The following is a 20248-nucleotide window of genomic DNA, read 5'->3' as shown; positions in this document are numbered from 1 at the left end:
CCCGGAACGCCAGCCGGCGCCCGGCGGAGGAAACTCCACGGGCGCCGACCGACGGGGTCAGTTCTAGAAGTTGTAGGTGATCCGGCCGTAGTAGAAGCCGCCCTGCCAGTCCACCGGACCATCGACGTAGAGCCGCCCGTTGGTCTGGTCGATCACGTTGATGGCGGGGTAGTTGTCGAAGATGTTCCGCCCACCGATGGCGAAGCTGAGCTTCTCGTTCATCTTGTACTCCACCTCCGAGTCCCACTGCACTTCGGTGTCGTACTTCTGGATGGCGTTGCCAGAGGCCGTCGTCTGGCGCTGGTAGGGCCCGAAGACGTTGGCGCGCAGCATGGCGGTGACCGGCCCGATCTCGTGGGTGAAGGTCACGTTCGCCCTCCAATCGGGATTGTTGTTCTCGAAGTTGAAGACCGAGACCTTGTTGAAGGTGACGGTGGAGATGTTCACCTTCCGGATCTTGTAGGAGTTGTAGTTGAAGCTGCCGACGATCGAAGTCGTTTGGCCGTTGTCCCACAGGTAACGGTAGGAGCCGACCACGTCGACGCCCTTCACCCGGCTGTCGAAGGCGTTCTGGAAGAAGTTCACCCGGTCGATGGTGCCGGCGCCGGCGATGCCCGCCGCCACCATCGCCGCCTCGATGGCCGGCGTCACGGTGATCTGCGAGGTGGCGTAGATCTGGTCCTTCAGGTCGATCTGGTAGGCGTCCACCGTCACCGTCAGCCTGGAGAACGGCGTGAAGGTCAGGCCGACCGAATAGTTGGTCGAGGTCTCCGGGCCGAGCGGCTTGGCGCCGAGGTAGACCGACACCGGATTGCTCGCCGGATAGAGGCCGATGTTCAGCGGCACGCCCCCGCTCGTCGAGATCTGCGTCTGGGTCATGTTGAGCTGGCCGGCCGTGGGCGCCCGGAAGCCGCTGCCGATCGAACCGCGGACGGCGATGGCGTCGGTGATCTGGAAGCGCGTCGCCGCCTTGGCGATGACCTTGGAGCCGAACGACTCGTAGTTCTCGTAGCGCGTCGCCAGGTCCACGAACCAGCGATCGGTGACGTCGGCCGCGCCTTCCAGGTACACCGAGTAGCTGGAGGTGGACCAGGTGCCGCTCACGTCGGGGCTCAGGCCGGTGATGCCGTTCGAGCCCGGCTGCAGGATGTTGTAGACCGGATCGGACGCGCTGGCGCAGTTGATGCCGGCGTTGGTCGGCGCGCCCGAGCGCAGGGTGCGCAGCGAGAAGTCCGATTCATCCGTACAGAAGTCGAACGGGTCGGGCGTGGACCAGGTGCCGCCCGTGTAGGAGTTGGGCTCGCCCGGCTGGATCTCGAAGGTTTCCTTGCGGTACTCCGCGCCGAAGTTGACCGACAGCGGCTTGGCCAGCCAGTCCAGCGGCGTCTCGTAGACGAAGTCGGCGTTGGCCGCGAATTCGCTGGAGATGTAGGAGCTGGCCTCGAAGTGCAGCGGCGAGTCCGGCCCCATCGACGGGTTGACCGTGTTCACCATCGAATAGGCGATCTTGTCCCAGCCGTAGCGCAGGCCGACGTCGGCGCTCAGGGATTGCCCGCCGGACAGCTCGCGCTTGGTGCGATAGCCGCCGGCCGCGCTCCAGTCGGTCACCTTGCCGGAGAAGTCCGGCCGCAGGCCGCCCGGATAGAGGTCCTTGAAGCGCCATTCGGTGCCGTCGGACAGGCGGATCGGATTGTCCATCACCTGGTGGCCGGCGCCGGGCACGCGGTAGGTCGCCGCCGCCGTGCCCTTGGACTTCGAATAGTTGGCGAAGCCGTAGAGTTCGCTGTCGGCCGACAGGTCGATGCCGGAATTCACCACGAACCGCAGGTCGTCCTCGATCGGCTTGCCGACCCGTTCCAGCGGCTCGCTGAGGTTGCCTACCGCGGCGCGGAAGACCGGATTGGTTGCGTATTCGTCGACCGCGTTCCAGGAGCTGGACGTGAACTGCGCCGAACGGATCGTGCGGTCGCCCTTGTGCCACTGGCCGGAAATATTGATGAAGCCGTGATCGGTAAGCGGCAGGCCGATATTGCCGGCCACCAAGTAATCGTCGCCGTCGCCCTGATAGTATTGGCCGCCCTGCGCGATGAGCGAACCGCCCGAGCTGGCGTCCTTGAGGTTGAAGTTGATCACGCCGGCGATCGCGTCGGAGCCGTATTGCGCCGCGGCGCCATCGCGCAGCACCTCCACCGACTTGATGGCGATCGACGGGATCACCGCCGCGTCGGCGGCCTGCGAGCCGTAGCCGCTCACGCCGACGCTGGCGGACTTGTGCCGCCGGCGCGAATTGACCAGCAGCAGGGTCTGGTCGGCGGCCAGGCCGCGCATGGTCGGCGCGCGGATGAAGGTGTCCGACGTGGTGTTCGCCGCGCGCCGCACGGAATAGGACGGAACCAGCGTCTGCAACACGTTGAGCGTGTCGGTCTGGCCCGCGCGCTCGACCTCGTCGGCGCTGAACACGTCCACCGGCACCGGCGAGTCCGTCACCGTCCGGGGCTGACCGCGCAGCCCGGTCACCACGACCTCATCCAGGTCGGACGATGCGGTCGTCGCGCCCGAAGTCGTCTGCGCGAGGGCCGAACCGGCCGCGAACAGGGCGAGCGGAAGTACAGTCGAGGCCATATAAGCTTTGCGAATAGCGCGAGCCATCAAATCATCCCCCTTGTGCGATCAATCCCCCAATCGGCGGCGGGCAAGGTTATTTACTTGGGCCCGAGCCATTTGAAGATTTGCTCCAACACTCGAAGCGTAACACAACCTTCACGTCCACATAGGGCCTTCTAGGTGTCTACTTGACGTTCTCGAAAATTCGACACGTTCTTCTGAAAACTGACATGCCAGCGATACGATCTACCGTGAAATCGGGCCGGATTCGGCGGCGCCGGAGCCCCCCAGGAAATCTGCTTGCGGAATAGGCGCCCCGCCCTCGCGCACGCCGCTTTTTGACCGCGCGTCAAGTTGCGGACAGCCGGCCGCGACGCGTCGCCGGAGGCGTCGCGGACCGTGGATTTTCAAGGGATGGGCGCGAACGCCCGCGGGTCGCCGCCTCGCCCGGCCTCAGCCGCGCGACAGCATCTTGACCGGCGCGTGGTTGCGCGCGAGCGGGCTCTTGATCACGATGTAGGAGAAGTACTTGGCCACGCCGATGTTGCGCTCGAGAATCTTCTCGATGACTTCCTGGTAGTGCGTGACGCTACGCACGTAGAACTTCAGGAGATAGTCGAAGCCGCCGCTCACGAGGTGGCATTCGACGATCTCCTCGAAATCCTGGATTCCCTGCTCGAACTTCATGAAATCCGGCAGGCGGTGGTCGCTGAGCGTCATGGAGGTGAACACGATCTGGACCGAGGCGAGCTTGGCCAGATTGATGAACGCCCCGTAGCCGGTGATATAGCCGCCGTCCTCGAGCCGCTTGACCCGCGCAAGACAGGGACTCGCCGAAAGCCCGACCCGATCCGCAAGTTGAGCGTTCGTCATCCGGCCGCTCTTCTGCAGTTCGGCCAGGATGTTGATGTCGATGCGGTCGAGTTTCGGCGGCTTGATCATGACGTTAGGCGAACTCCGCAGACCTACGCGACTCCAGCGCGGAGCGCCTCCTGGTGAGCCTTGGCGAGGTCGGCCATCGACGTGAAGTGGAAGTCGTACTTCGGCGTCTCCCCCGGCGGCCGCGTGGCGCCGAAGCCTTCCTGGCTGTGCCGCCGGTGGATCCAGCAGTTGGCGATCCCGTGCCGGTTGGCCGGCTTGTGATCATGGAACAGGCTCTCGGCGGTGTGAAGCAGATCGGCTTTCTTCAGCCCCAGGTCGCCGATGTGGTTGAGCATGTACTCGAAATTGGCGTCGGCCGGCTTGTAGCTGCCGATGTCTTCGGCGGTGTAGATCGCGTCGAACACCACGCCCAGCTTCTGGTTGCTGTAGCCAAACGTACGGTTGTCGACGTTCGAGAGAATGATGAGCTTGTAGTATTTCTTCAGGTACTGCAGCGCGCCCGGCGAGTCCGGGAAGGCCGGCCAGTCGCGCACGGACAGCCCGTAGGCCTCGCACTCGTCGACGGTGACGCTCACGCTCCATTCCTCTGCCAGCCGCTTGTAGACCACCGGCAGCAGGTCCCGATAGAGCCGCGTCGGCGTCTGCGCCTGCTGCTCGGATTCGTGGCGGGCGTGGGCCTCGAGGATCTGGTCGCGCGTCAGCGGCCGGTCGGCCCGCGACACCAGCGACGACAGGGCCTCCACCATGCCGGTCTCCCAGTCGATCAGGGTGCCGTAGCAGTCGAAGGTGAGGGCCTTGAAGTCAGTCAACCGCATCGCGGATCTCCTTGATGTCCAGCACGTCGTCGAGCGTCTTCTTGAAGCGCGCGACGATCAGCTCGATCTCCTCGGGCGTGCACGACAGAGGCGGCGCGAAGCCGGCGACTCCATCCGCGAACGCCCGGAAAATCAAGCCGTTCTCATAACCCTTGGCCGCCAGGCGGTCGGGAAGACGCAGGTCCGCCGGCGGCTTCGTCTTGCCCGCCTTGCTGACCACCAGCTCCACCCCGGCCAGCAGCCCGCGCGAGCGCACGTCGCCCACCAGCGGGTGGTCGGCCAGCGCCGCGAGCCCCTGCTCGAACGCCGGCGCGACGGCCTGGCCGTTGGCCAGCACCCCCTCCTCCGTGTAGAGCCGCAGCACTTCCAGGCCGACGGCGGCGCTGACCGGATGGCCGGAATAGGTGAAGCCGTGGCCGATCGCCGAGCCCTTCGGGGCCCCGTCGGCCATGGCGCGGTAGACGCCCTCGGACAGCAGCACCGCGCCCATCGGGCTGTAGCCCGCGGTCAGGCCCTTGGCCATGGTCATCAGGTCGGGCGTGACGTCCTCGTGCTCGCAGCCGAACAGCGGCCCGGTGCGGCCGAAGCCGGTGATCACCTCGTCGGCGACGAACAGGATGTCCAACTCGCGGCAGGTCTCGCGCATCGCCTTCAGCCAGCCGCGCGGCGGCACGATCACGCCCGCCGAGCCCTGGATCGGCTCGCAGAAGAAGGCGGCCACGCGCTCGGCCCCGATCTCGGCGACCTTGTCCTTCAGCGCCGCGACCGAGCGGGCGATGATCGCCGCCGGATCGTCCGGCGTCGCGTCGCGATAGGGATAGGGCGCGGCGATGTGATGCTGGGTGGCCACCGGCACGTCGAAGTTCTGGTGGAACGCGGGCAGGCCGGTCACGCCGGCGCCGGTGCTGGACGAGCCGTGATAGCCGCGGTCCAGCGCGATCACGTGCTTCTTCTCGGGCCGGCCGGTGACGTTGGCGTGGTAGCGGATGAAGCGCAGGGCGCTGTCCACCGCGTCGGAGCCGCCCAGGGTGAAGTAGACGTGGTTCAGGTCGCCCGGCGCCAGCTCGGCGAGTCTGGCCGCCAGCCGGATCGCCGGCTCGCTGCCGAAGTGGAAATAGCCGGTGGCGTAGGGCAGCTTGGCCATCTGGGCGGCGGCGGCCTCCACCACGCTCTGCCGTCCGTAGCCTACGTTCACGCACCACAGGCCGGAGAAGGCGTCCAGCAGCGTCCTTCCCTCGCGGTCCTTCAGATAGACCCCCTGCCCCGACTCGATCACCGTCACGCCGCGGTGCTCATGCCCGGTCCAGGAGGTCACCGGGTGGATCAGGTGATCGCGGTCGAGCTCGATCAGGGAATTGATACGCATCCATCTTCCTCGGTGCTGGAACATGGACAGGCTACCGGCGCGGGGCCTTTCGCAGGGGCCGTATTCGCGGTTCCGGCCGCGCGCCTGCGCCGAAAGCGGCGGCGGGCGCAGCAGAATCTGCCGGCCCGCGCGCAAGCCCCTAGGCGAGGGCCTCGGCGACCGCCCGGCCGCACGCGGCGGTGTCGGCCGCGCCGCCCAGGTCGCGCGTGCGCAGCCCCGGCTCGGCCAGCACGGTCTCGATCGCCTGCACGATGGCGTGGGCCGCCTCGGCCTCGCCCAGGTGCTCCAGCATCATCGCCGCCGACCAGATCTGGCCGATCGGATTGGCCACGCCCTGGCCGGCGATGTCGGGCGCCGAGCCGTGGACGGGCTCGAACAGCGAGGGCATCGAGCGGTCGGGGTTGATGTTGCCGGACGGGGCGATGCCGATGGTGCCTGTGCAGGCCGGGCCCAGGTCGGACAGGATGTCGCCGAACAGGTTGGAGGCCACCACCACGTCGAAGCGCTGCGGGTTCATCACGAACTGCGCCGCCAGGATGTCGATGTGGTACTTGTCCACCGCCACGTCCGGATAGGCCTTGGCCATGGCTTCGACCCGCCCGTCCCACCAGGGCATGGTGATGGCGATGCCGTTGGACTTGGTGGCCGAGGTCAGCTTGCGGCGCGGCCGCCGCTGGGCCAGGTCGAAGGCGTAGGCCAGGATCCGGTCGACGCCGTGGCGGCTCATCACCGTCTCCTGCAGCACCACCTCGCGCTCGGTGCCCGGGAAGGCGACGCCGCCGACCGCGGAGTATTCGCCCTCGGTGTTCTCGCGCACGATCATCATGTCGATGTCGCCCGGCTTGCGGCCGGCCAGCGGGCACGGCACGCCGGGCATCAGGCGCGCGGGCCGCAGGTTGACGTAGAGGTCGTACTCGCGGCGGAACTGGATCAGCGAGCCCCATAGCGAGACGTGGTCCGGCACGGTGTCGGGCCAGCCGACGGCGCCGAAGAAGATCGCGTCGACCGCGCCGATCCGCGCCTTCCAGTCCTCGGGCATCATCACGCCGTGCTTGGCGTAGTAGTCGCAGCTGGCGAAGTCGTGCCACTCGGTCCTGATCTCGAAGCCGAAGCGCTTGGCCGCCGCCTCCAGCACGCGCACGCCTTCCGGCGCCACCTCTCGGCCGATGCCGTCGCCTGGAATGACGGCGATGCGATAGCTGCGTTGCGAGGTCATCGGGCCTCCTACTCCTGATCGAGGGCGAGCTTCAGCCCCGCCCAGTGGAACGACTTGATCTCCAGGTACTCTTCGAGCCCCTCGACCCCGCCCTCGCGGCCGAGGCCGGACTGCTTGACCCCGCCGAACGGCGCCATCTCCATGGCGATGGTCCCGGTGTTGAGCGCCACCATGCCGAATTCGAGCGCCTCGGCCACCCGCCAGGCGCGGTTCAGGTCGTTGGTGTAGAAATAGCTCGCCAGGCCATAGGGCGTGTCGTTGGCCAGGGCGACGGCCTCGGCCTCGGTCTTGAAGGCGAACACCGGCGCCAGCGGGCCGAAGGTCTCCTCGCGCGCCACCTGCATGGACGCCGTCGCGCCGACCAGCACCGTCGGGCGGGCGAAGCGCGTCGGATCGAGCTCGCCGCCCCCCGCCACGCCGGCCACCTGCGCGCCCTGGGCCAGGGCGTCGTTCAGATGGGCCTCGACCTTGGCGGTGGCCGCCGCGTTGATCAGCGGTCCGATCGTCACGCCCTCGGCCGTCCCCTCGCCCATGCTCAGCGCCGAAACGGCCTTGCTCAGCACGGCCACGAAGCGGTCGTGGATGCCGGCCTGCACCAGGATGCGGTTGGCGCACACGCAGGTCTGGCCGGCGTTGCGGAACTTGCTGACCATCACCGCCTCGACCGCCAGGTCCACGTCGGCGTCGTCGAAGATGATGAAGGGCGCGTTGCCGCCCAGCTCCAGGCTGAGCTTCTTGATCTGGTCGGCGCACTGGCGCATCAGCAGCGCCCCCACGCGGGTCGACCCGGTGAAGGACAGCTTGCGCACCGTCGGGTTGGAGGTGAGCTCGCCGCCGATCGCCTCGGGCCGGCCGGTCACCACGCTCAGCACGCCCGGCGGCAGGCCGGCCAGCAGCGCGAGCCGCGCCAGCGCCAGCGCGGTGAAGGGCGTCAGCTCCGACGGCTTGACCACCATCGGGCAGCCCGCCGCCAGGGCCGCAGCCGCCTTGCGGGTGATCATCGCCGCCGGGAAGTTCCACGGCGTGATCGCCGCGGCCACGCCGATCGGCTCCTTGGTGATCAGGATGCGGCGGTCGGCGGTCGGCGCGGGCGCCGTGCGGCCCGCCACCCGGCAGCCCTCCTCGGCGAACCACTTGATGAAGCTGGCCGCATAGCGGATCTCGCCGGCCGCCTCGGCCAGCGGCTTGCCCTGCTCGGCCGTCATGATGCGGGCCAGGTCGTCGACGTTGTCCAGCACCAGCCGCCACCAGCGCTCCAGGATCTGCGACCGCTCGCGGGCGGGCATGCGCCGCCAGGCGGGGAACGCCTTGGCCGCCGCCTCGATCGCCGCCCGCGTCTCCGCGGCGCCGCAGTCGGGCGCCTGGCCCACCGTCTCGCCCGTCGCCGGGTTGAGCACCCGCACCACCGCATCGCCCGTCGGCGGCGCCCAGGCCGCGCCGATCAGGGCGTGGTCGACGAAGATGTCCGGATCGGCGAGACCGGGAAGGCCCGCGCCCGTGCGGGCTCTGAGCGTGGTCGTCATCGCATTCCTTCAGTTGCCCCGGCCCCGCGGGCCGCGTCCGCCGCCGGGCGGACATTCGGCCAGACGCTGAGGCCGCGGCGCGACATCCGCCAGTCCGCCCGGAGGGCGCTGCGCCGCCGATTCATGCGAAATGCGGGCGGCTTGCGCGACAAACTGCCGTGGTCGGAGCAAGAGCGGCGCGGAACTTCGGAACGAGCACGGTTATGCTGGCGGCGCCGCGCCCCGTTCCCCCGCCGCGCCGGGAACGCGGCCCGGCGCCTGCAGTCTGGAGCGTTTGCATGTCCAAGGCCCCCGCCGATTTCTCGTCCTTCGCCGCCCTCGACATCCGGGTCGGCGCCATCGTCTCGGCGGTTCCGGCCGACACCCGCAGCCCGACCCTGCGCATGCAGATCGACTTCGGCCCCGAGATCGGCGTGAAGGTCTCGTGCGGGGCCTACACCAGCTACGATCCGGCCGCCCTGCCGGGCAAGCTGGTGCTGGCGGTGGTCAACTTCCCGCCGCGCCGGATGGGCCCTGAGGTCTCCGAGGTGCTGGTGCTCGGCGTTCCCAACCCGGCCGGCCCGGGCGCGGTGTTCCTCACGGTGGACCGCCAGGCGCCCAACGGGGCCGAGGTGTTCTGAGCCGGCGGCGGGGCGCGCAGCAGGGACTGTCGCCGGGCCCGAGCGATGCGGCAGATGCCGCCCGCCGCCGGGGCCAGATCGGCGCCTCTTGCGGACGCGGCCGTGCGATCCCTGGACCGTCGGGCCGATACGACAGGGCCCGGAGCATCCGAAACGCCAAAGGTCATGAGGTCCGACATGCGCGCCCGTCTCGCCACCGCCCTGCTCGCCGCCGCGCTCTCCATGGGATGGACGGCCGCCTCGGCGGCTCAGCCGGCGCCGCAGCCGGCCGGGCCCGCCGCCCACGCCAACGCCCAGGAACTGGCCCCGGCGGCCCTGCTCGGCGCCTGGAAGGCGGACGTGGCCGCCTCCAGCTACGCCGGCGAGCCGCCCCAGGCCAACATCCGCACCTTCAGCTTCACCCAGGACGGCAAGGTGCTGGTCACCAGCACGACCCGCAACAGCAAGGGCCGCGTGGCCATGCTGCATTGGGCCGTGCAGCTGGACGGATCGCCCTCGCCGGAGTTCACCGACTACAACGGCTCCACGCCCACCAACGTCGTGGCCCTGCGCATGGCCGACGAAACGACCTTCAACCTGACGGTCTGGCGCCACGGCAAGGTCACGCTGACCGGGGTGATGAAGCTGTCGGCGGACGGCCAGACCCTCACCTACACCTACGGCGGCGAGGGCCGGAACAACACCATCATCTATCGCAAGTGGGACATGGCGAGCTGAGGTCGGACGGACGCGGACGGGCGGCGACGACGACGATCTCGACCTTGCTGCCCGGCGCGGCCAGCCGCGCCTCGCTGATCGATCTGGCCGGGGCGTCCCGCCCGCCGATCCAGGCGTCCCAGACCTCGCTGAACGCGGCGCAATCGCCCATGTCGGCCAGCCGGATCGTCGCCATCAGGATCTTCGACTTGTCGCTGCCGGCCTCGTCCAGCAGCGTCTCCACGCGCTCCAGCGCCCCCTGGGCCTGGGCCTTCAGCGGCAGGCCCGGCTCGCCGGTCTGCCCCGAAAGGTAGATCGTCCCCTCCCAGATCACCGCCTGGCTGGCGCGCTGGCCGGCGTACAGCCGCTCGGGCCCGCCCCGCGCCCCGGCGCTCGCCGGCCCGGTCCCGACCAGATGCGGATAGGACCGGGCCGGACCCGGCGCGGAGGGCTTGCGCCGAAGGTTCACGAGCCCGCCTTCGCCAGGAACTCGATGATCTCGTGGCGGTCGTGCTTGTCGGGCACCGAGATCATCATGCGCGTGCCGGGCGCGAACTTGCCGGGCGCGGCCAGGAAGTCGCTCAGGGCCTCGGCCGTCCACGGCCGCTCCAGCTTCTTGATCGCCGGCGAGTAGCGATAGGTCGGGTCGGCCCCGGGTTTGCGGTCGACCACGTTAGCGAGATTGGGGGCCATGATCGACCGCGCCCCGGGGATGACCTGATGACAACTGGCGCACCGCTGCTTGAACAGCCGCTCCCCCCTCGACGGCGACGGCTCGGCCTGGGCCGAGACGCCCGCGCAGGCGGCGGACAGGACGACCAGGGCGAAGGCGACGCCTGAGGCGGCGGACGGGCGGGTCATGCTGCGGGCTCCAATTGCTGGCGCCGACGCCGCGGCCTGAGCCGCCCGTCGGCGATCCCAAGCCTAGAGCGCGCGTCAGAGCCGCCGAAAGGCGCGGCCCGCCCCCTCACGCGCTCGAATCTGGCGAAGGCGCGGGGCCCTTCGGCAGATGCTGCGGCCGCGCCCGGACCGCCGGCCCGGATCAGGTCGCCGCGCGCCCGGCGATCGTCTGGCGCCGGGCTTCCTGCGCCAGCGGGTCCAGGTCGTTCCGCCCCGCCTCCCCGACCACCGAGAAGCCGACGCCGTCGTCGGCCCAGGCGTAGCTCTCGGTGCCTTCGGCGCTGCGCCGGCGCATCGCCGCGGTCTTGTCCACCTCCATCGGCCGCACCAGCAGGGCCACCCGCGCCCCGGCGCGGTTCTCGTAGAGGAACATCCCCGCCGGCCCATGCGGCGTCGCCACCAGCCGCCCGCCCAAGAGGCGGAAGCCGGACCGGCCCAGGTCCGGAGCCTGCACCTTGCGGCCGATCCGCTGCGACACCCAGCGGTCCAGCAGGCCGCGGTCGGAAGCCGGTATCTCGATCGGCCGCATGGCGTCGGGCGCGTAGACCGCGTAGCTGACCGCCGCCTCCTGGGCCAGGGCGTCGATCCCGCGCCCGGGCGGCTGGCTGAAGCCGCGCAGGCCCCATCCGGCCGTCCCGCCGACCAGCAGCAGGGCGCAGGCGGCCGCCACGGCCCGCCATTGCAGCCCGCCCCAGCCGGCGGCGTCGCGGGCGGCGAGCGTGCGCACGTTGAGCCGTGCGGGCGTCGCCTCCTCGGCCACGTCGGCGAAGGCCGAGCGGATCGCCTGCCGCTGCGCCCGATAGGCCGCCACCCGCGCCGCCGCGTCCGGATGGCCGGCCAGCCAGGCCTCGACCTCGGCCTGGCGCGCGGCCGCGAGCTGGCCGTCCACCAGGGCGTGCAGGTCGTCCTCTGTGATGGGATGAGCGCTCACTTGACGATCCTCAGGGCTGGCCGGTCGGCTTCCGCCTCGCCGTCCAGCAGTTGCCTCAGCCGTTCGCGGCCGCGCGAGAGCCGCGACATCACCGTGCCGATCGGCGCGCCGGTGATGGCCGCCGCCTCGGCGTAGCTCACGCCCTCCAGCGAGACTAGGAGCAAGAGCTGGCGCTGGTCCTCGGGCAGGCGGTCGAGCGCGGCCATCAGGTCGCGCCGGCGCATGGCCCCCTCCTGTTCCGGCGGCTGCGCCAGGGCGGCCGCCTCGTTCTCGTCGAGCGGAAGGTGCACGCCCCGCCGCTTGCGGCTCTTCATGCGGTTCATGGCCAGATTGTGCAGCATGGTCAGCATCCAGGCCCGCGTGCCGGCGTCGCCGCGCCGCTGGCGCCAGCGCGTGATCGCCCGTTCCAGGCAGTCCTGCACCAGGTCGTCCGCCGCCTCGCGGTCGCGCATCAGCGCGCGGGCGTAGCGGCGCAGCGCCGGGATCAGCGGCTCGATCAGCTCGATCATGTCCGGCGCGGGCTTCATGCCCGGAATGGACAGCACGCGCGGGCCGATTATTCCATCGCCAAGAATTTTTCCCCGCGCCGGGAATATCCGCGCTTCGGGACTGTCCTACCCGGCGTCGCCCCGCAGGAGCCCGCCCGGATGCAGCGCCCAAGACCCCGCCTTCGAACCCTCGCGGCCATCGCCGCGGCGCCCGTCGCCCTGATCGCCGCCTTCGCCTGGGCGGGCGGATGGATCGGCCCCAAACGGGTCGGCGGCGCCGACATCGCCGACGCGCTGCAGTTCAACGCCGGCCCCCATCCCGGCTATCGGCGCGCCCACGCCAAGGGCCTTTGCTTCACCGGCCGCTTCGAGGCGAGCGGCGCGGGCCAGGCCCTGTCACGGGCGGCGGTCTTCGCGCCGGGCGTCTATCCGGTGGTCGGCCGCTTCTCCACCGGCGGCGGCAATCCGCTGGCGACGGACGGCCGCAACGTCTTCCACGCCATCGGCCTGCAGATCACCGCGCCGGACGGCGAGATCTGGCGCATGGCGATGGACCACACGCCGATCTTCCCGGTGGCGACGCCCGAGGCGTTCATCGAGCTGCAGCGCGCCACCAGGCCCGACCCGGCCACCGGCAAGCCCGATCCGGCCGTGATGAAGGCCTATCTGGCCCGCCATCCGGAGACCAAGGCCTATCAGGACTACCTGGCCAAGGCGCCGCTGCCGGACAGCTTCGCCAACGGGACCTACTACAGCATCGACGCCTTCCGCTTCACCGACCGGGCGGGCGCGACGCGCACGGTGCGCTGGTCCTTCGCGCCGCAGACGCCGCTGCAGGCGCTGGACAAGTCCAAGCTGGCGCAACTGCCGACCGACTACCTGTTCGACGAGATCCGCACGCGCCTAGCCCACCGGCCCGCCCGCTGGACCATGCGCGTCGCCGTCGCCGCCCCCGGGGACGTGACGAACAACGCCACCATCGCCTGGCCCGCCGATCGCCGCACCGTGGACGCCGGCGTGCTGGTGATCGACCAGACCCAGCCGGAAGAGACCGGCGCCTGCCGGGACATCACCTTCGATCCGACCATCCTGCCGGGCGGCGTGGCGCTGTCCGACGATCCGCTGCTGGCCGCCCGCGCGGCCGCCTATTCCTCATCCTTCCGCCGCCGCGCGACGGAGACGCCCGGCCCGAGCGCGGTCGGCCAAAGCCTGGGAGCCCGCTGATGCCGACCCGTTTCCCGCTGGCCCTCAGGCTGCTGCACTGGGCCATGGCCGCCCTGGTGCTGGCGATGCTGCTCATCGGCGTCGGCATGGTCTCCACCGCCGGCCCCGCCTACAAGACGCTCCTGGCGCTGCACCGGCCGATCGGCTTGGCGCTGCTGGTCCTCGTTCTCCTGCGCCTCGGGCTGCGCCTGGCCACCCACGGTCCCGAGCTGCCCGCCGACCTGCCCGCGGCGGTGAAGTTCGTCGCCAAGGCCTCGCACTGGCTGCTCTACGCGGCCATGATCGCCATGCCGCTGATCGGCTGGAGCATGCTGTCGGCCGGCGGCTATCCGGTGCAGATCGCGCCCGGCGTGACCCTGCCGGCGATCCTGCCGCAGAACCTCGGCCTGTTCGGCCTGCTGCGCACGGCCCACACCTTGATCGCCTTCGCCTTCTTCGCGCTGATCCTGGGCCACCTGACCGCCGCCCTGGTCCACGGCTTCGTCCGCCGCGACGGGGTGCTCAGCGCCATCGGCTTCGCCCCGCGCGGGCGCTAGGGGCGCCCCGCCAAGCGGCCGTCAGGCGACGATGTGGAAGCCGCCGTCGACGTATTCCACATTGCCCGTCAGCGGCGCGGCCGCGTCGCTCGCCAGGAAGGCGGCGAACTTGCCCACGTCGTCGATGCTGACGAGCTGGTGCTCCGGCGCGCGGGCGCGCGCCCGCTCCATCAGCTCGTCGAACCGGTCGATCCCCGACGCCGCGCGGGTCTTCAGCGGGCCGGGCGACAGGGCGTGCACGCGGATGCGCGAGGGCCCCAGCTCGGCGGCCAGGTAGCGCACCGAGCTCTCCAGCGCCGCCTTCACCGGCCCCATGAGGTTGTAGTCCGACACCACCTTCTCCGAGCCGTAGAAGCTGACCGTGAGCAGGCAGCCGCCATCGGCCATCAGGGGCTCGGCCAGCCGCGCCATGCGGATGAACGAGTGGCATGACACGTCCATCGCCATCGCGAACCCCTCGGCCGAGCAGTCCACGACCCGCCGGTGCAGGTCCTCCTTCGGCGCATAGGCGATCGAGTGCAGCACGAAGTCGAGGCCGCCCCAGCGCCGCCGGACCTCGTCGAACGCCGCCTCCAGCTCGCCGTCGCGGCGCACGTCGCAGGGCACGATGATCGGGCTTTCCAGCGCCTCGGCCAGCGGCCGCACGAACGGCTCGGCCTTGTCGTTGAGATAGGTGACCGCCACCTCCGCCCCGGCCTCGCGAAACGCCCGCGCGCAGCCGTAGGCGATGCTGTGCTCGTTGGCGATGCCCACCACCAGCCCGCGTTTTCCGTCCAGCATGACGCGGCCTCCGCGGGGCGGTCAGTCGGCGGCCAGCCAGCGCGCGATCGCCGGCCAGTCGTCGCGCAGCACCCCGTGGCCCATGAACAGGCCGATGTGGCCGCCCTTGGCCAGGGCCTTCCTTATGTCCTTCGAACCCAGCAGGTGCTCGGCGGCGAACACCTGGGCCGGTGGGGTGATGTCGTCGCTTTCCCCAGCCAGCAGATAGGTCGGGCAGGTCACGTCCTTCAGGTCGAGCTTGCGGCCCAGGCCGACGAACGTGCCCTTCGCCAGCCGGTTCTCCTTGAAGAGCTGCTGCACGGCCTGCAGGTACCAGGCGCCGGGCAGGTTGAGCGTGCACTCGTACCAGCGCTCGAAGGTGTTGAACCGCTCGATGTAGCTGGGATCCTCCACGTGCTCGTAGAGGTCCACGAACTTTTCCACGTACTGCTTGGCCGGGTGCATGTTCTTGAACCCTTCCAGCATGTAGCCCCCCTTCAGCAGGCCGTCGCCGGACTGCACCAGGCTCTCGTAGAACCGCATGGGGGTGTTGTGGGCCATGGTCTTGATCGCCCCGTCCCCCGCGTTCGTGTCGATGGGCGAGCCGGCCAGCACCAGGCGGCGCACCTTGGCCGGGAAGCGGGCGGCGTACATGGCCGCGGCCCATCCGCCCTGGCAGAGCCCCACCAGCGAGACCTCGCCGCCCAGCTCGTCGACGCAGACGTTGATCTCGGCCAGGTAGTTGTCGATGTCGTAGTCGCGCATCGCCGGGGTGGCGCTTTTCCAGTCGACCGAGATCACCCGCGCGCAGCCGTTGTCCATGAGGGTCGAGACCAGGCTCTGGCCGGCGTGGAAGTCGGCGATCACCGAGGTGTGGCCGGCGTAGGGCGGCAGCACCAGCACCGGCGCCCCGTCCCCGCGCGAGAAGTCGCGCAGCTTCAGCGTATGCAGCTCCAGCGCCACCTTGTTGGGCGTCGCCCATTCGGGCGGCTTGCGCTCGATCTGGGTCTTCTCGATCTCCTCCAGGTAATCGAGGTTGCGCTGGCTGAAGTTCAGCGCGTCCTTTTCCGCCTCCAGGGCCAGGCCGAACGGCCAGAACATGGGCACGCCGACTTCGGGGAAATGATGGGCGTCGGGGAAGGTCTTGGGCATGGGCTCACCGTTTCAGAAGGTCCCAGGTGTGATGGGCGATCATGTGGTCCTCGTCGGTCGCCACGGCCCACACCGCGACGCGCGCCTCAGGACCGTTCAGCCGCCCCTCCCCCCTCGCGTTGGCCTCTGGATCCAGGCTGACGCCGAGCCACTGCAGGCGCGCGCAGACCCGCGCGCGGATCTCCGGCGAGTGCTCGCCGATGCCGGCGGTGAAGACGATCCCGTCCAGCCCCCCCATGCTGGCCGCCAGCGCGCCGATCTCGCGCACGATGCGGAAGACGAACAGGTCCACCGCCTCCCCCGCCCGCGGGTCGTCGCTGGCCAGGAGCTCGCGCATGTCGCTGCTGACCTGCGAGACCCCCAGCAGGCCTGAGCGCTTGTAGAGCACCGTCTCGATCTCGCCGGGGGTCAGGGTCTGGGCCAGATAGAGCACGGCCCCCGGATCCAGCGCGCCGCAGCGGGTGGCCATCACCAGCCCGTCCAGCGCCGTGAAGCCCATGGTGGTGTCCACGCTGCGTCCGCCGGCGATGGCGCAGAGGCTGGCCCCGGCCCCCAGGTGGGCGGCCACCAGCCGGCCCTCCACGAGCTCGGGCGCCAGTTCGCGCATCCGCCCGACGATGAATTCGTAGGACAGGCCGTGGAAGCCGTAGCGCTTCACGCCCTTGGCCTCCCATTCCCGCGGCAGGCCGAAGCGGTCCACCTCCGGCGCGTGGCCCCGGTGGAAGGCCGTGTCGAAACAGCCGACCTGGGCGATGTCCGGCCGAAGCGCGGCCACCGCGCGGACGGCGGCCAGGTTGTGCGGCTGGTGCAGCGGCGCCAGCGGCGTCAGCGCTTCCAGCTTGGCGATCGTCGCCGGGTCCAGCCGCGCCGGGGCGGCGAATTCGGACCCGCCGTGCACGATCCGGTGGCCGGCCGCCGCCAGCCGGTCGCCGCCGAGATGGCTCTGAGCCCAGTCCAGCAGTTCGCCCAGCAGTTCCTCGTGGCTGAGGCCGGCGCCGGACGCCCAGCGCCGCTCGGCCACCGCTCCGTCCTCGGCGCGCGCGACGAAGTGCGGGGCGACGCCGATCCCCTCGATCTGGCCGTCCGCCGTGCGGCGCAGGGCGCCGTCCGACCACTCGAAGATGCTGAACTTCAGGCTCGACGAGCCCGCGTTCAGGGTGAGGACGGCGTCCGTCATCGGATGGCCGGCTTCACCGCCAGCATGTCCTGCCGCGACATCAGGACGGCCACGGCGCAGGAGGCGATGCGCGTGCGCTCGGCGTCGGCGCGGCTGGTCAGGATGATCGGGATACGCGCGCCCAGCACCACGCCGGCGGCGTCCGCGTGGGCGATGAAGGTGAGCTGCTTGGCCAGGATGTTGCCCGACACCAGGTCCGGCGCCACCAGGATGTCGGCCGCGCCGGCCACCGGCGAGACGATCCCCTTTTCGGCCGCCGCCTCCTTGCTGATCGCGTTGTCGAACGCCAGGGGGCCGTCCAGCACGCCGCCGGCGATCTGGCCCCGGTCGGCCATCTTGCACAGGGCGGCCGCGTCGATGGTCGACTGAAGCTTCGGATTGACCGTCTCCACCGCCGACAGGATCGCCACCTTCGGCTGCTCGATCCGCATCACCCGCGCCAGGTCGATGGCGTTCTGGACGATGTCGCGCTTGGTCTCCAGGTCGGGCGCGATGTTGATCGCCGCGTCGGTGATCAGGAGCGGACGCCCGAAGTCGGGCACGTCCATCAGGAAGACGTGGCTGATCCGCCGCTCGGTGCGCAGCCCGGTGTCGTCGGCCACCACCTCGTGCATCAGCTCGTCGGTGTGCAGCGCGCCCTTCATCACCAGCCCCGCCTGGCCCTCACGCACCAACGCGACGGCGCGGGCGGCCGCGGCGTGGCTGTGCGCGACCGGCTCCAGGCGATAGCCGGAGATGTCCAGCCCGGCCTCCTCGGCGGCCTGGCGTATCTTCGCCTCGGGGCCCACCAGGATGGGGTCGATGAGCTTCAGTTGCGCCGCCTCCACGGCGGCCCCGAGCGATAGCGCGTCGCACGGATGCACCACCGCCGTGGCCACCGGCGTTACGCCGTCGCATCGCGCCAGCAGCGCCGTGTACCACGCATGATCGTTGGGCCTGGCCGGCCGGCCGTCAGTCGCCATCACCAACACGCCTTGGCTTCCGAAGGGAACGGCGCGGACCATAGCACGCTCGCAGCGGCTGGATTTGCTGCATCGCAAAAAATTCTTCTTTGCAATGCGATGGCCGTCCGTCGGCGGCGCGCGCCTAGTCCCGGGCGAGCATCGCCCGCAGCTCGGCCTTGGCCACCTTCTCCAGGGTCGATCTGGGCAGGCTGTCGACCAGGCGGATCACGTGCGGCTGCTTGAAGCCCGCCAGCGCCTTGGCGCAGGCCGCCGCGATCGCCTCGGAAAGGTCGGCGCCGTGCCCGGCCTGGGGGATGACGAAGGCCGCCGGCGCCTCGTCCAGCATCGGATGCTTCATGGCCACCACGGCCACTTCGGCCACGCCCGGCACGGCCGCGATCACCCGCTCGATCTCCGAGGCCGCCACGTTCTCGCCGCCCACCTTCAGCATGTCCTTGGCCCGGTCGGCGAAATAGAGATAGCCGTCCTCGCCCAGCCGCACCCGGTCGCCGGTGATGAACAGGCCGTCCGGCCGGAACGCCTTGGCCGTGGCCTCCGGATCGCCCGCGTATTCCAGGAACAGCGAAACCCCGCGCTGGCCGCCGACGAAGAGGTCGCCCACCTGGCCCGGCCGCACCGGCTCGCCGGCCTCGTCGAGCACGTGGATCTCATAGCCTGGCGCCGGCCGGCCCATCGACATGGGCGCGTCCTTGCGGTGCGCCGAGCCGACCACGCCGTGGGCGATGGTCTCGGTCATGCCCCACCAGCCGATGGTCTTGACCCCGAACACCTTGTCCCACGCCGGCTCGCAGATGGCGTTGCCGAAGAAGCGGTAGGAATGCCGCTCCGGGATCGGCTGCGTCGCCAGCGCCTTGACGCAGAACGGCACCACCGAGGTCCAGGTCGCCCCGTGCTTCAGCGACACCGGCCAGAAACGCGAAGCCGAGAAGCGCGGCTGCAGGATCACGCTCGCCCCCGCCCAGAGCGAGGCCAGCACCGAATAGGCCTGGGCGTTGGTGTGGAACAGCGGCAGGTGCGCCAGGTGCACGTCCTCGGCGCGCAGGTCCTCGTGCGTGGCGCACATCTTGGCCCCCCAAAGGGCGTTGGCGTGGGTCCAGAGCACGGCCTTCGGCCGCGCCGTGGTCCCGGATGTGTACTGGATGCCGAAGTGCGCCCACGGATCATGCCCGCGCCGGGCCAGGGCGTCCGGATCGCCGTCGATCGCCGCGAACGGCTCGAAGCCGGGCGCGTCGCTCAGCGGCGGCGCGCCGTTGTCGGTCTCGGTGACCGCGCGCCACTTCAGTTGCGGGGCGGCCGCGGCCACCAGGCCGGCGAAGCGCGGCTGGGTGATCGCCCCCACCGCGCCGCTGTGGCTGGCGAAATAGGCGATCTCGTCCTCGGCGGACTTGGCGTTGGTGGTCACCGCCACGGCGCCGGCGTAGGCGCAGCCCAGCCAGGCGATCACCGACTCCGGACAGTTGTCCAGGTGCACCAGCACCCGCTCGCCGGTCTTCACCCCGCGCGCCTGCAGTCCGGCGGCGAAGCGGCGGATCGTCCGGCCGAACTCGGCGTAGCTCCAGCTCCGTCCCTCGCCCTCGAAGGGCTCCCAGATCAGGAACGGATGCTCGCCCCGGCGCTCGGCCTGCTCGTCGATCAGGGTGCGGATGTCCATGCCCTCGAAGGGCGTGAGCGGGCGCGGGCTCAATGCGGGGCTCCTGAGGGAAGGGTCGTGGCGTAGACGCCCTGGCGGACGATCTCGTCGCTGGCCTGGGCGGCGATCAGCTCGGCCTCCTGCGGCGCAACGCCGAGGCCGCGCAGTAACAGGGCGCACATCTGCTGGGACAGGCTCACCGCCAGGCTGAGCGTCGGCTCCTGGGCCACCCGCACCAGCGCCATTTGCGCCACGCCCAGCACGAAGAGCACGCCCGTCTCCAGGGTGGAGACGGTGAAGCGCCCGGAAGCCAGGCCCTTGGCGATGTCGTCCACCAGCCCCCGGTTCAAGGGCGCGCTCAGCGAGGTGTGGCCGCTGTAGATTCGCACCAGCACGCGGGCCGGCTCCGGCTCGTCGACGGCGTAGCGCAGGTAGATGCACACGGCCCGCGCCATGCGCCGCGCCGCGTCGGTCTCGTCTGCGTTGGCCCGGTCGACGGCGGTCTCGATGCTGGCGCGGATCTGCCCGGAGATCGCCCGCACCAGCGCCTCGCGGTCGGTGAAGTGATTGTAGAAGCTGCCCTTTCCGACATCGGCCGCCTGGACGATGTCGTCCACCGTCACCGCGTCGACGGGGCGCTCGCTGAACAGCCTCCGGCCCGCGCCGATCAAGGCGGCGCGGGTCCGCTCCGCCCGTGGGTTGCGCCGCGCGCCGTTCGTCATTTCCAGCGACTCCGTTCCAGGCACTGTCACGCCCCGGACAAT

The 20248-nt window shown here is 70.4% G+C and carries 20 protein-coding genes; 4 read left to right on the top strand and 16 right to left on the bottom strand.

The annotated features are described in order from the left end of the window. Positions 1-63 precede the first annotated feature (63 nt). From ACE3TA_RS07355 to ACE3TA_RS07330, 6 genes are all read right to left on the bottom strand, one after another. On the bottom strand, positions 64-2649 hold the full coding sequence (locus ACE3TA_RS07355; protein WP_374572066.1) for a TonB-dependent receptor plug domain-containing protein: 2586 nt from the start codon (positions 2647-2649) through the stop codon (positions 64-66). Between the two features lie 408 nt (positions 2650-3057). Further along, positions 3058-3546 carry an Lrp/AsnC family transcriptional regulator gene (locus tag ACE3TA_RS07350; RefSeq protein WP_374572065.1) on the bottom strand — a complete coding sequence of 163 codons (489 nt, stop codon included), beginning with the start codon at positions 3544-3546 and terminating at the stop codon, positions 3058-3060. Between the two features lie 23 nt (positions 3547-3569). Beyond that, positions 3570-4301, bottom strand: a complete 732-nt coding sequence (locus ACE3TA_RS07345; RefSeq protein WP_374572063.1) for a haloacid dehalogenase type II — start codon at positions 4299-4301, stop codon at positions 3570-3572. Continuing rightward, positions 4288-5667 (bottom strand): aminotransferase class III-fold pyridoxal phosphate-dependent enzyme, encoded by a 1380-nt coding sequence (locus tag ACE3TA_RS07340; protein WP_374572061.1) that lies wholly within the window; start codon positions 5665-5667, stop codon positions 4288-4290. The genes ACE3TA_RS07345 and ACE3TA_RS07340 overlap by 14 nt, the downstream gene beginning before the upstream one ends. Positions 5668-5806: 139 nt before the next feature. Beyond that, positions 5807-6883 (bottom strand): tartrate dehydrogenase, encoded by a 1077-nt coding sequence (locus ACE3TA_RS07335; RefSeq protein WP_374572058.1) that lies wholly within the window; start codon positions 6881-6883, stop codon positions 5807-5809. An 8-nt stretch (positions 6884-6891) separates the two neighbouring features. Further along, positions 6892-8406 (bottom strand): NAD-dependent succinate-semialdehyde dehydrogenase, encoded by a 1515-nt coding sequence (locus ACE3TA_RS07330; RefSeq protein WP_374572057.1) that lies wholly within the window; start codon positions 8404-8406, stop codon positions 6892-6894. Between the two features lie 278 nt (positions 8407-8684). Between ACE3TA_RS07330 and ACE3TA_RS07325 the strand changes: the two genes are divergently transcribed. Then, the gene (locus tag ACE3TA_RS07325) at positions 8685-9026 is read left to right on the top strand and encodes a tRNA-binding protein (RefSeq protein ID WP_374572055.1); all 342 of its coding nucleotides are present in this window, start codon (positions 8685-8687) and stop codon (positions 9024-9026) included. Between the two features lie 177 nt (positions 9027-9203). Then, positions 9204-9743: a hypothetical protein gene (locus tag ACE3TA_RS07320; RefSeq protein WP_374572054.1), complete on the top strand. Its 540-nt coding sequence runs from the start codon at positions 9204-9206 to the stop codon at positions 9741-9743. Here the strand turns inward: ACE3TA_RS07320 and ACE3TA_RS07315 are convergent. From ACE3TA_RS07315 to ACE3TA_RS07300, 4 genes are all read right to left on the bottom strand, one after another. Continuing rightward, complete coding sequence (locus ACE3TA_RS07315; RefSeq protein ID WP_374572052.1) at positions 9712-10191, bottom strand: RidA family protein; 480 nt, start codon at positions 10189-10191, stop codon at positions 9712-9714. The two genes, ACE3TA_RS07320 and ACE3TA_RS07315, sit on opposite strands and share 32 nt — an antisense overlap. Then, on the bottom strand, positions 10188-10583 hold the full coding sequence (locus ACE3TA_RS07310; protein WP_374572050.1) for a cytochrome c family protein: 396 nt from the start codon (positions 10581-10583) through the stop codon (positions 10188-10190). The genes ACE3TA_RS07315 and ACE3TA_RS07310 overlap by 4 nt, the downstream gene beginning before the upstream one ends. 181 nt (positions 10584-10764) lie before the next feature. Next, positions 10765-11553 carry an anti-sigma factor gene (locus ACE3TA_RS07305; RefSeq protein ID WP_374572048.1) on the bottom strand — a complete coding sequence of 263 codons (789 nt, stop codon included), beginning with the start codon at positions 11551-11553 and terminating at the stop codon, positions 10765-10767. After that, positions 11550-12098, bottom strand: coding sequence for an RNA polymerase sigma factor (locus ACE3TA_RS07300; RefSeq protein WP_374572046.1), 549 nt, complete (start codon positions 12096-12098; stop codon positions 11550-11552). The genes ACE3TA_RS07305 and ACE3TA_RS07300 overlap by 4 nt, the downstream gene beginning before the upstream one ends. Positions 12099-12200: 102 nt before the next feature. Here ACE3TA_RS07300 and ACE3TA_RS07295 point away from each other — a divergent pair, with 102 nt between their 5' ends. Both ACE3TA_RS07295 and ACE3TA_RS07290 read left to right on the top strand, forming a co-directional pair. Next, entirely contained in the window at positions 12201-13265 is a 1065-nt protein-coding gene (locus ACE3TA_RS07295) for a catalase family peroxidase (protein ID WP_374572044.1), read from the top strand. Next, positions 13265-13801, top strand: coding sequence for a cytochrome b (locus tag ACE3TA_RS07290; protein WP_374572042.1), 537 nt, complete (start codon positions 13265-13267; stop codon positions 13799-13801). Before ACE3TA_RS07295 ends, ACE3TA_RS07290 begins: the two co-directional genes overlap by 1 nt. 21 nt (positions 13802-13822) lie before the next feature. Here the strand turns inward: ACE3TA_RS07290 and fabI are convergent, their stop codons facing one another. The 6 genes from fabI to ACE3TA_RS07260 form a co-directional block, all read right to left on the bottom strand. After that, the gene (gene fabI / locus ACE3TA_RS07285) at positions 13823-14581 is read right to left on the bottom strand and encodes an enoyl-ACP reductase FabI (protein ID WP_374572040.1); all 759 of its coding nucleotides are present in this window, start codon (positions 14579-14581) and stop codon (positions 13823-13825) included. 21 nt (positions 14582-14602) lie between these two features. Continuing rightward, positions 14603-15712, bottom strand: a complete 1110-nt coding sequence (locus tag ACE3TA_RS07280; RefSeq protein WP_374572038.1) for an alpha/beta fold hydrolase — start codon at positions 15710-15712, stop codon at positions 14603-14605. Between the two features lie 4 nt (positions 15713-15716). Continuing rightward, a complete protein-coding gene (locus ACE3TA_RS07275; RefSeq protein ID WP_374572036.1) occupies positions 15717-16889 on the bottom strand; it encodes an acetate/propionate family kinase in 1173 nt (390 codons plus the stop codon). Further along, on the bottom strand, positions 16886-17851 hold the full coding sequence (locus tag ACE3TA_RS07270) for a bifunctional enoyl-CoA hydratase/phosphate acetyltransferase (protein ID WP_374572034.1): 966 nt from the start codon (positions 17849-17851) through the stop codon (positions 16886-16888). Before ACE3TA_RS07270 ends, ACE3TA_RS07275 begins: the two co-directional genes overlap by 4 nt. A gap of 124 nt (positions 17852-17975) precedes the next feature. Further along, positions 17976-19538, bottom strand: a complete 1563-nt coding sequence (locus ACE3TA_RS07265) for an AMP-binding protein (RefSeq protein WP_374572032.1) — start codon at positions 19536-19538, stop codon at positions 17976-17978. Further along, complete coding sequence (locus tag ACE3TA_RS07260) at positions 19535-20206, bottom strand: TetR/AcrR family transcriptional regulator (protein WP_374572030.1); 672 nt, start codon at positions 20204-20206, stop codon at positions 19535-19537. The genes ACE3TA_RS07265 and ACE3TA_RS07260 overlap by 4 nt, the downstream gene beginning before the upstream one ends. Between the last annotated feature and the right edge of the window lie 42 nt (positions 20207-20248).

Source organism: Phenylobacterium sp. (assembly GCF_041916435.1).
GTDB lineage: Bacteria > Pseudomonadota > Alphaproteobacteria > Caulobacterales > Caulobacteraceae > Phenylobacterium.
Note: the sequence above shows the minus strand (reverse complement) of the source record. Positions and strands in the feature narration are given on the sequence as shown.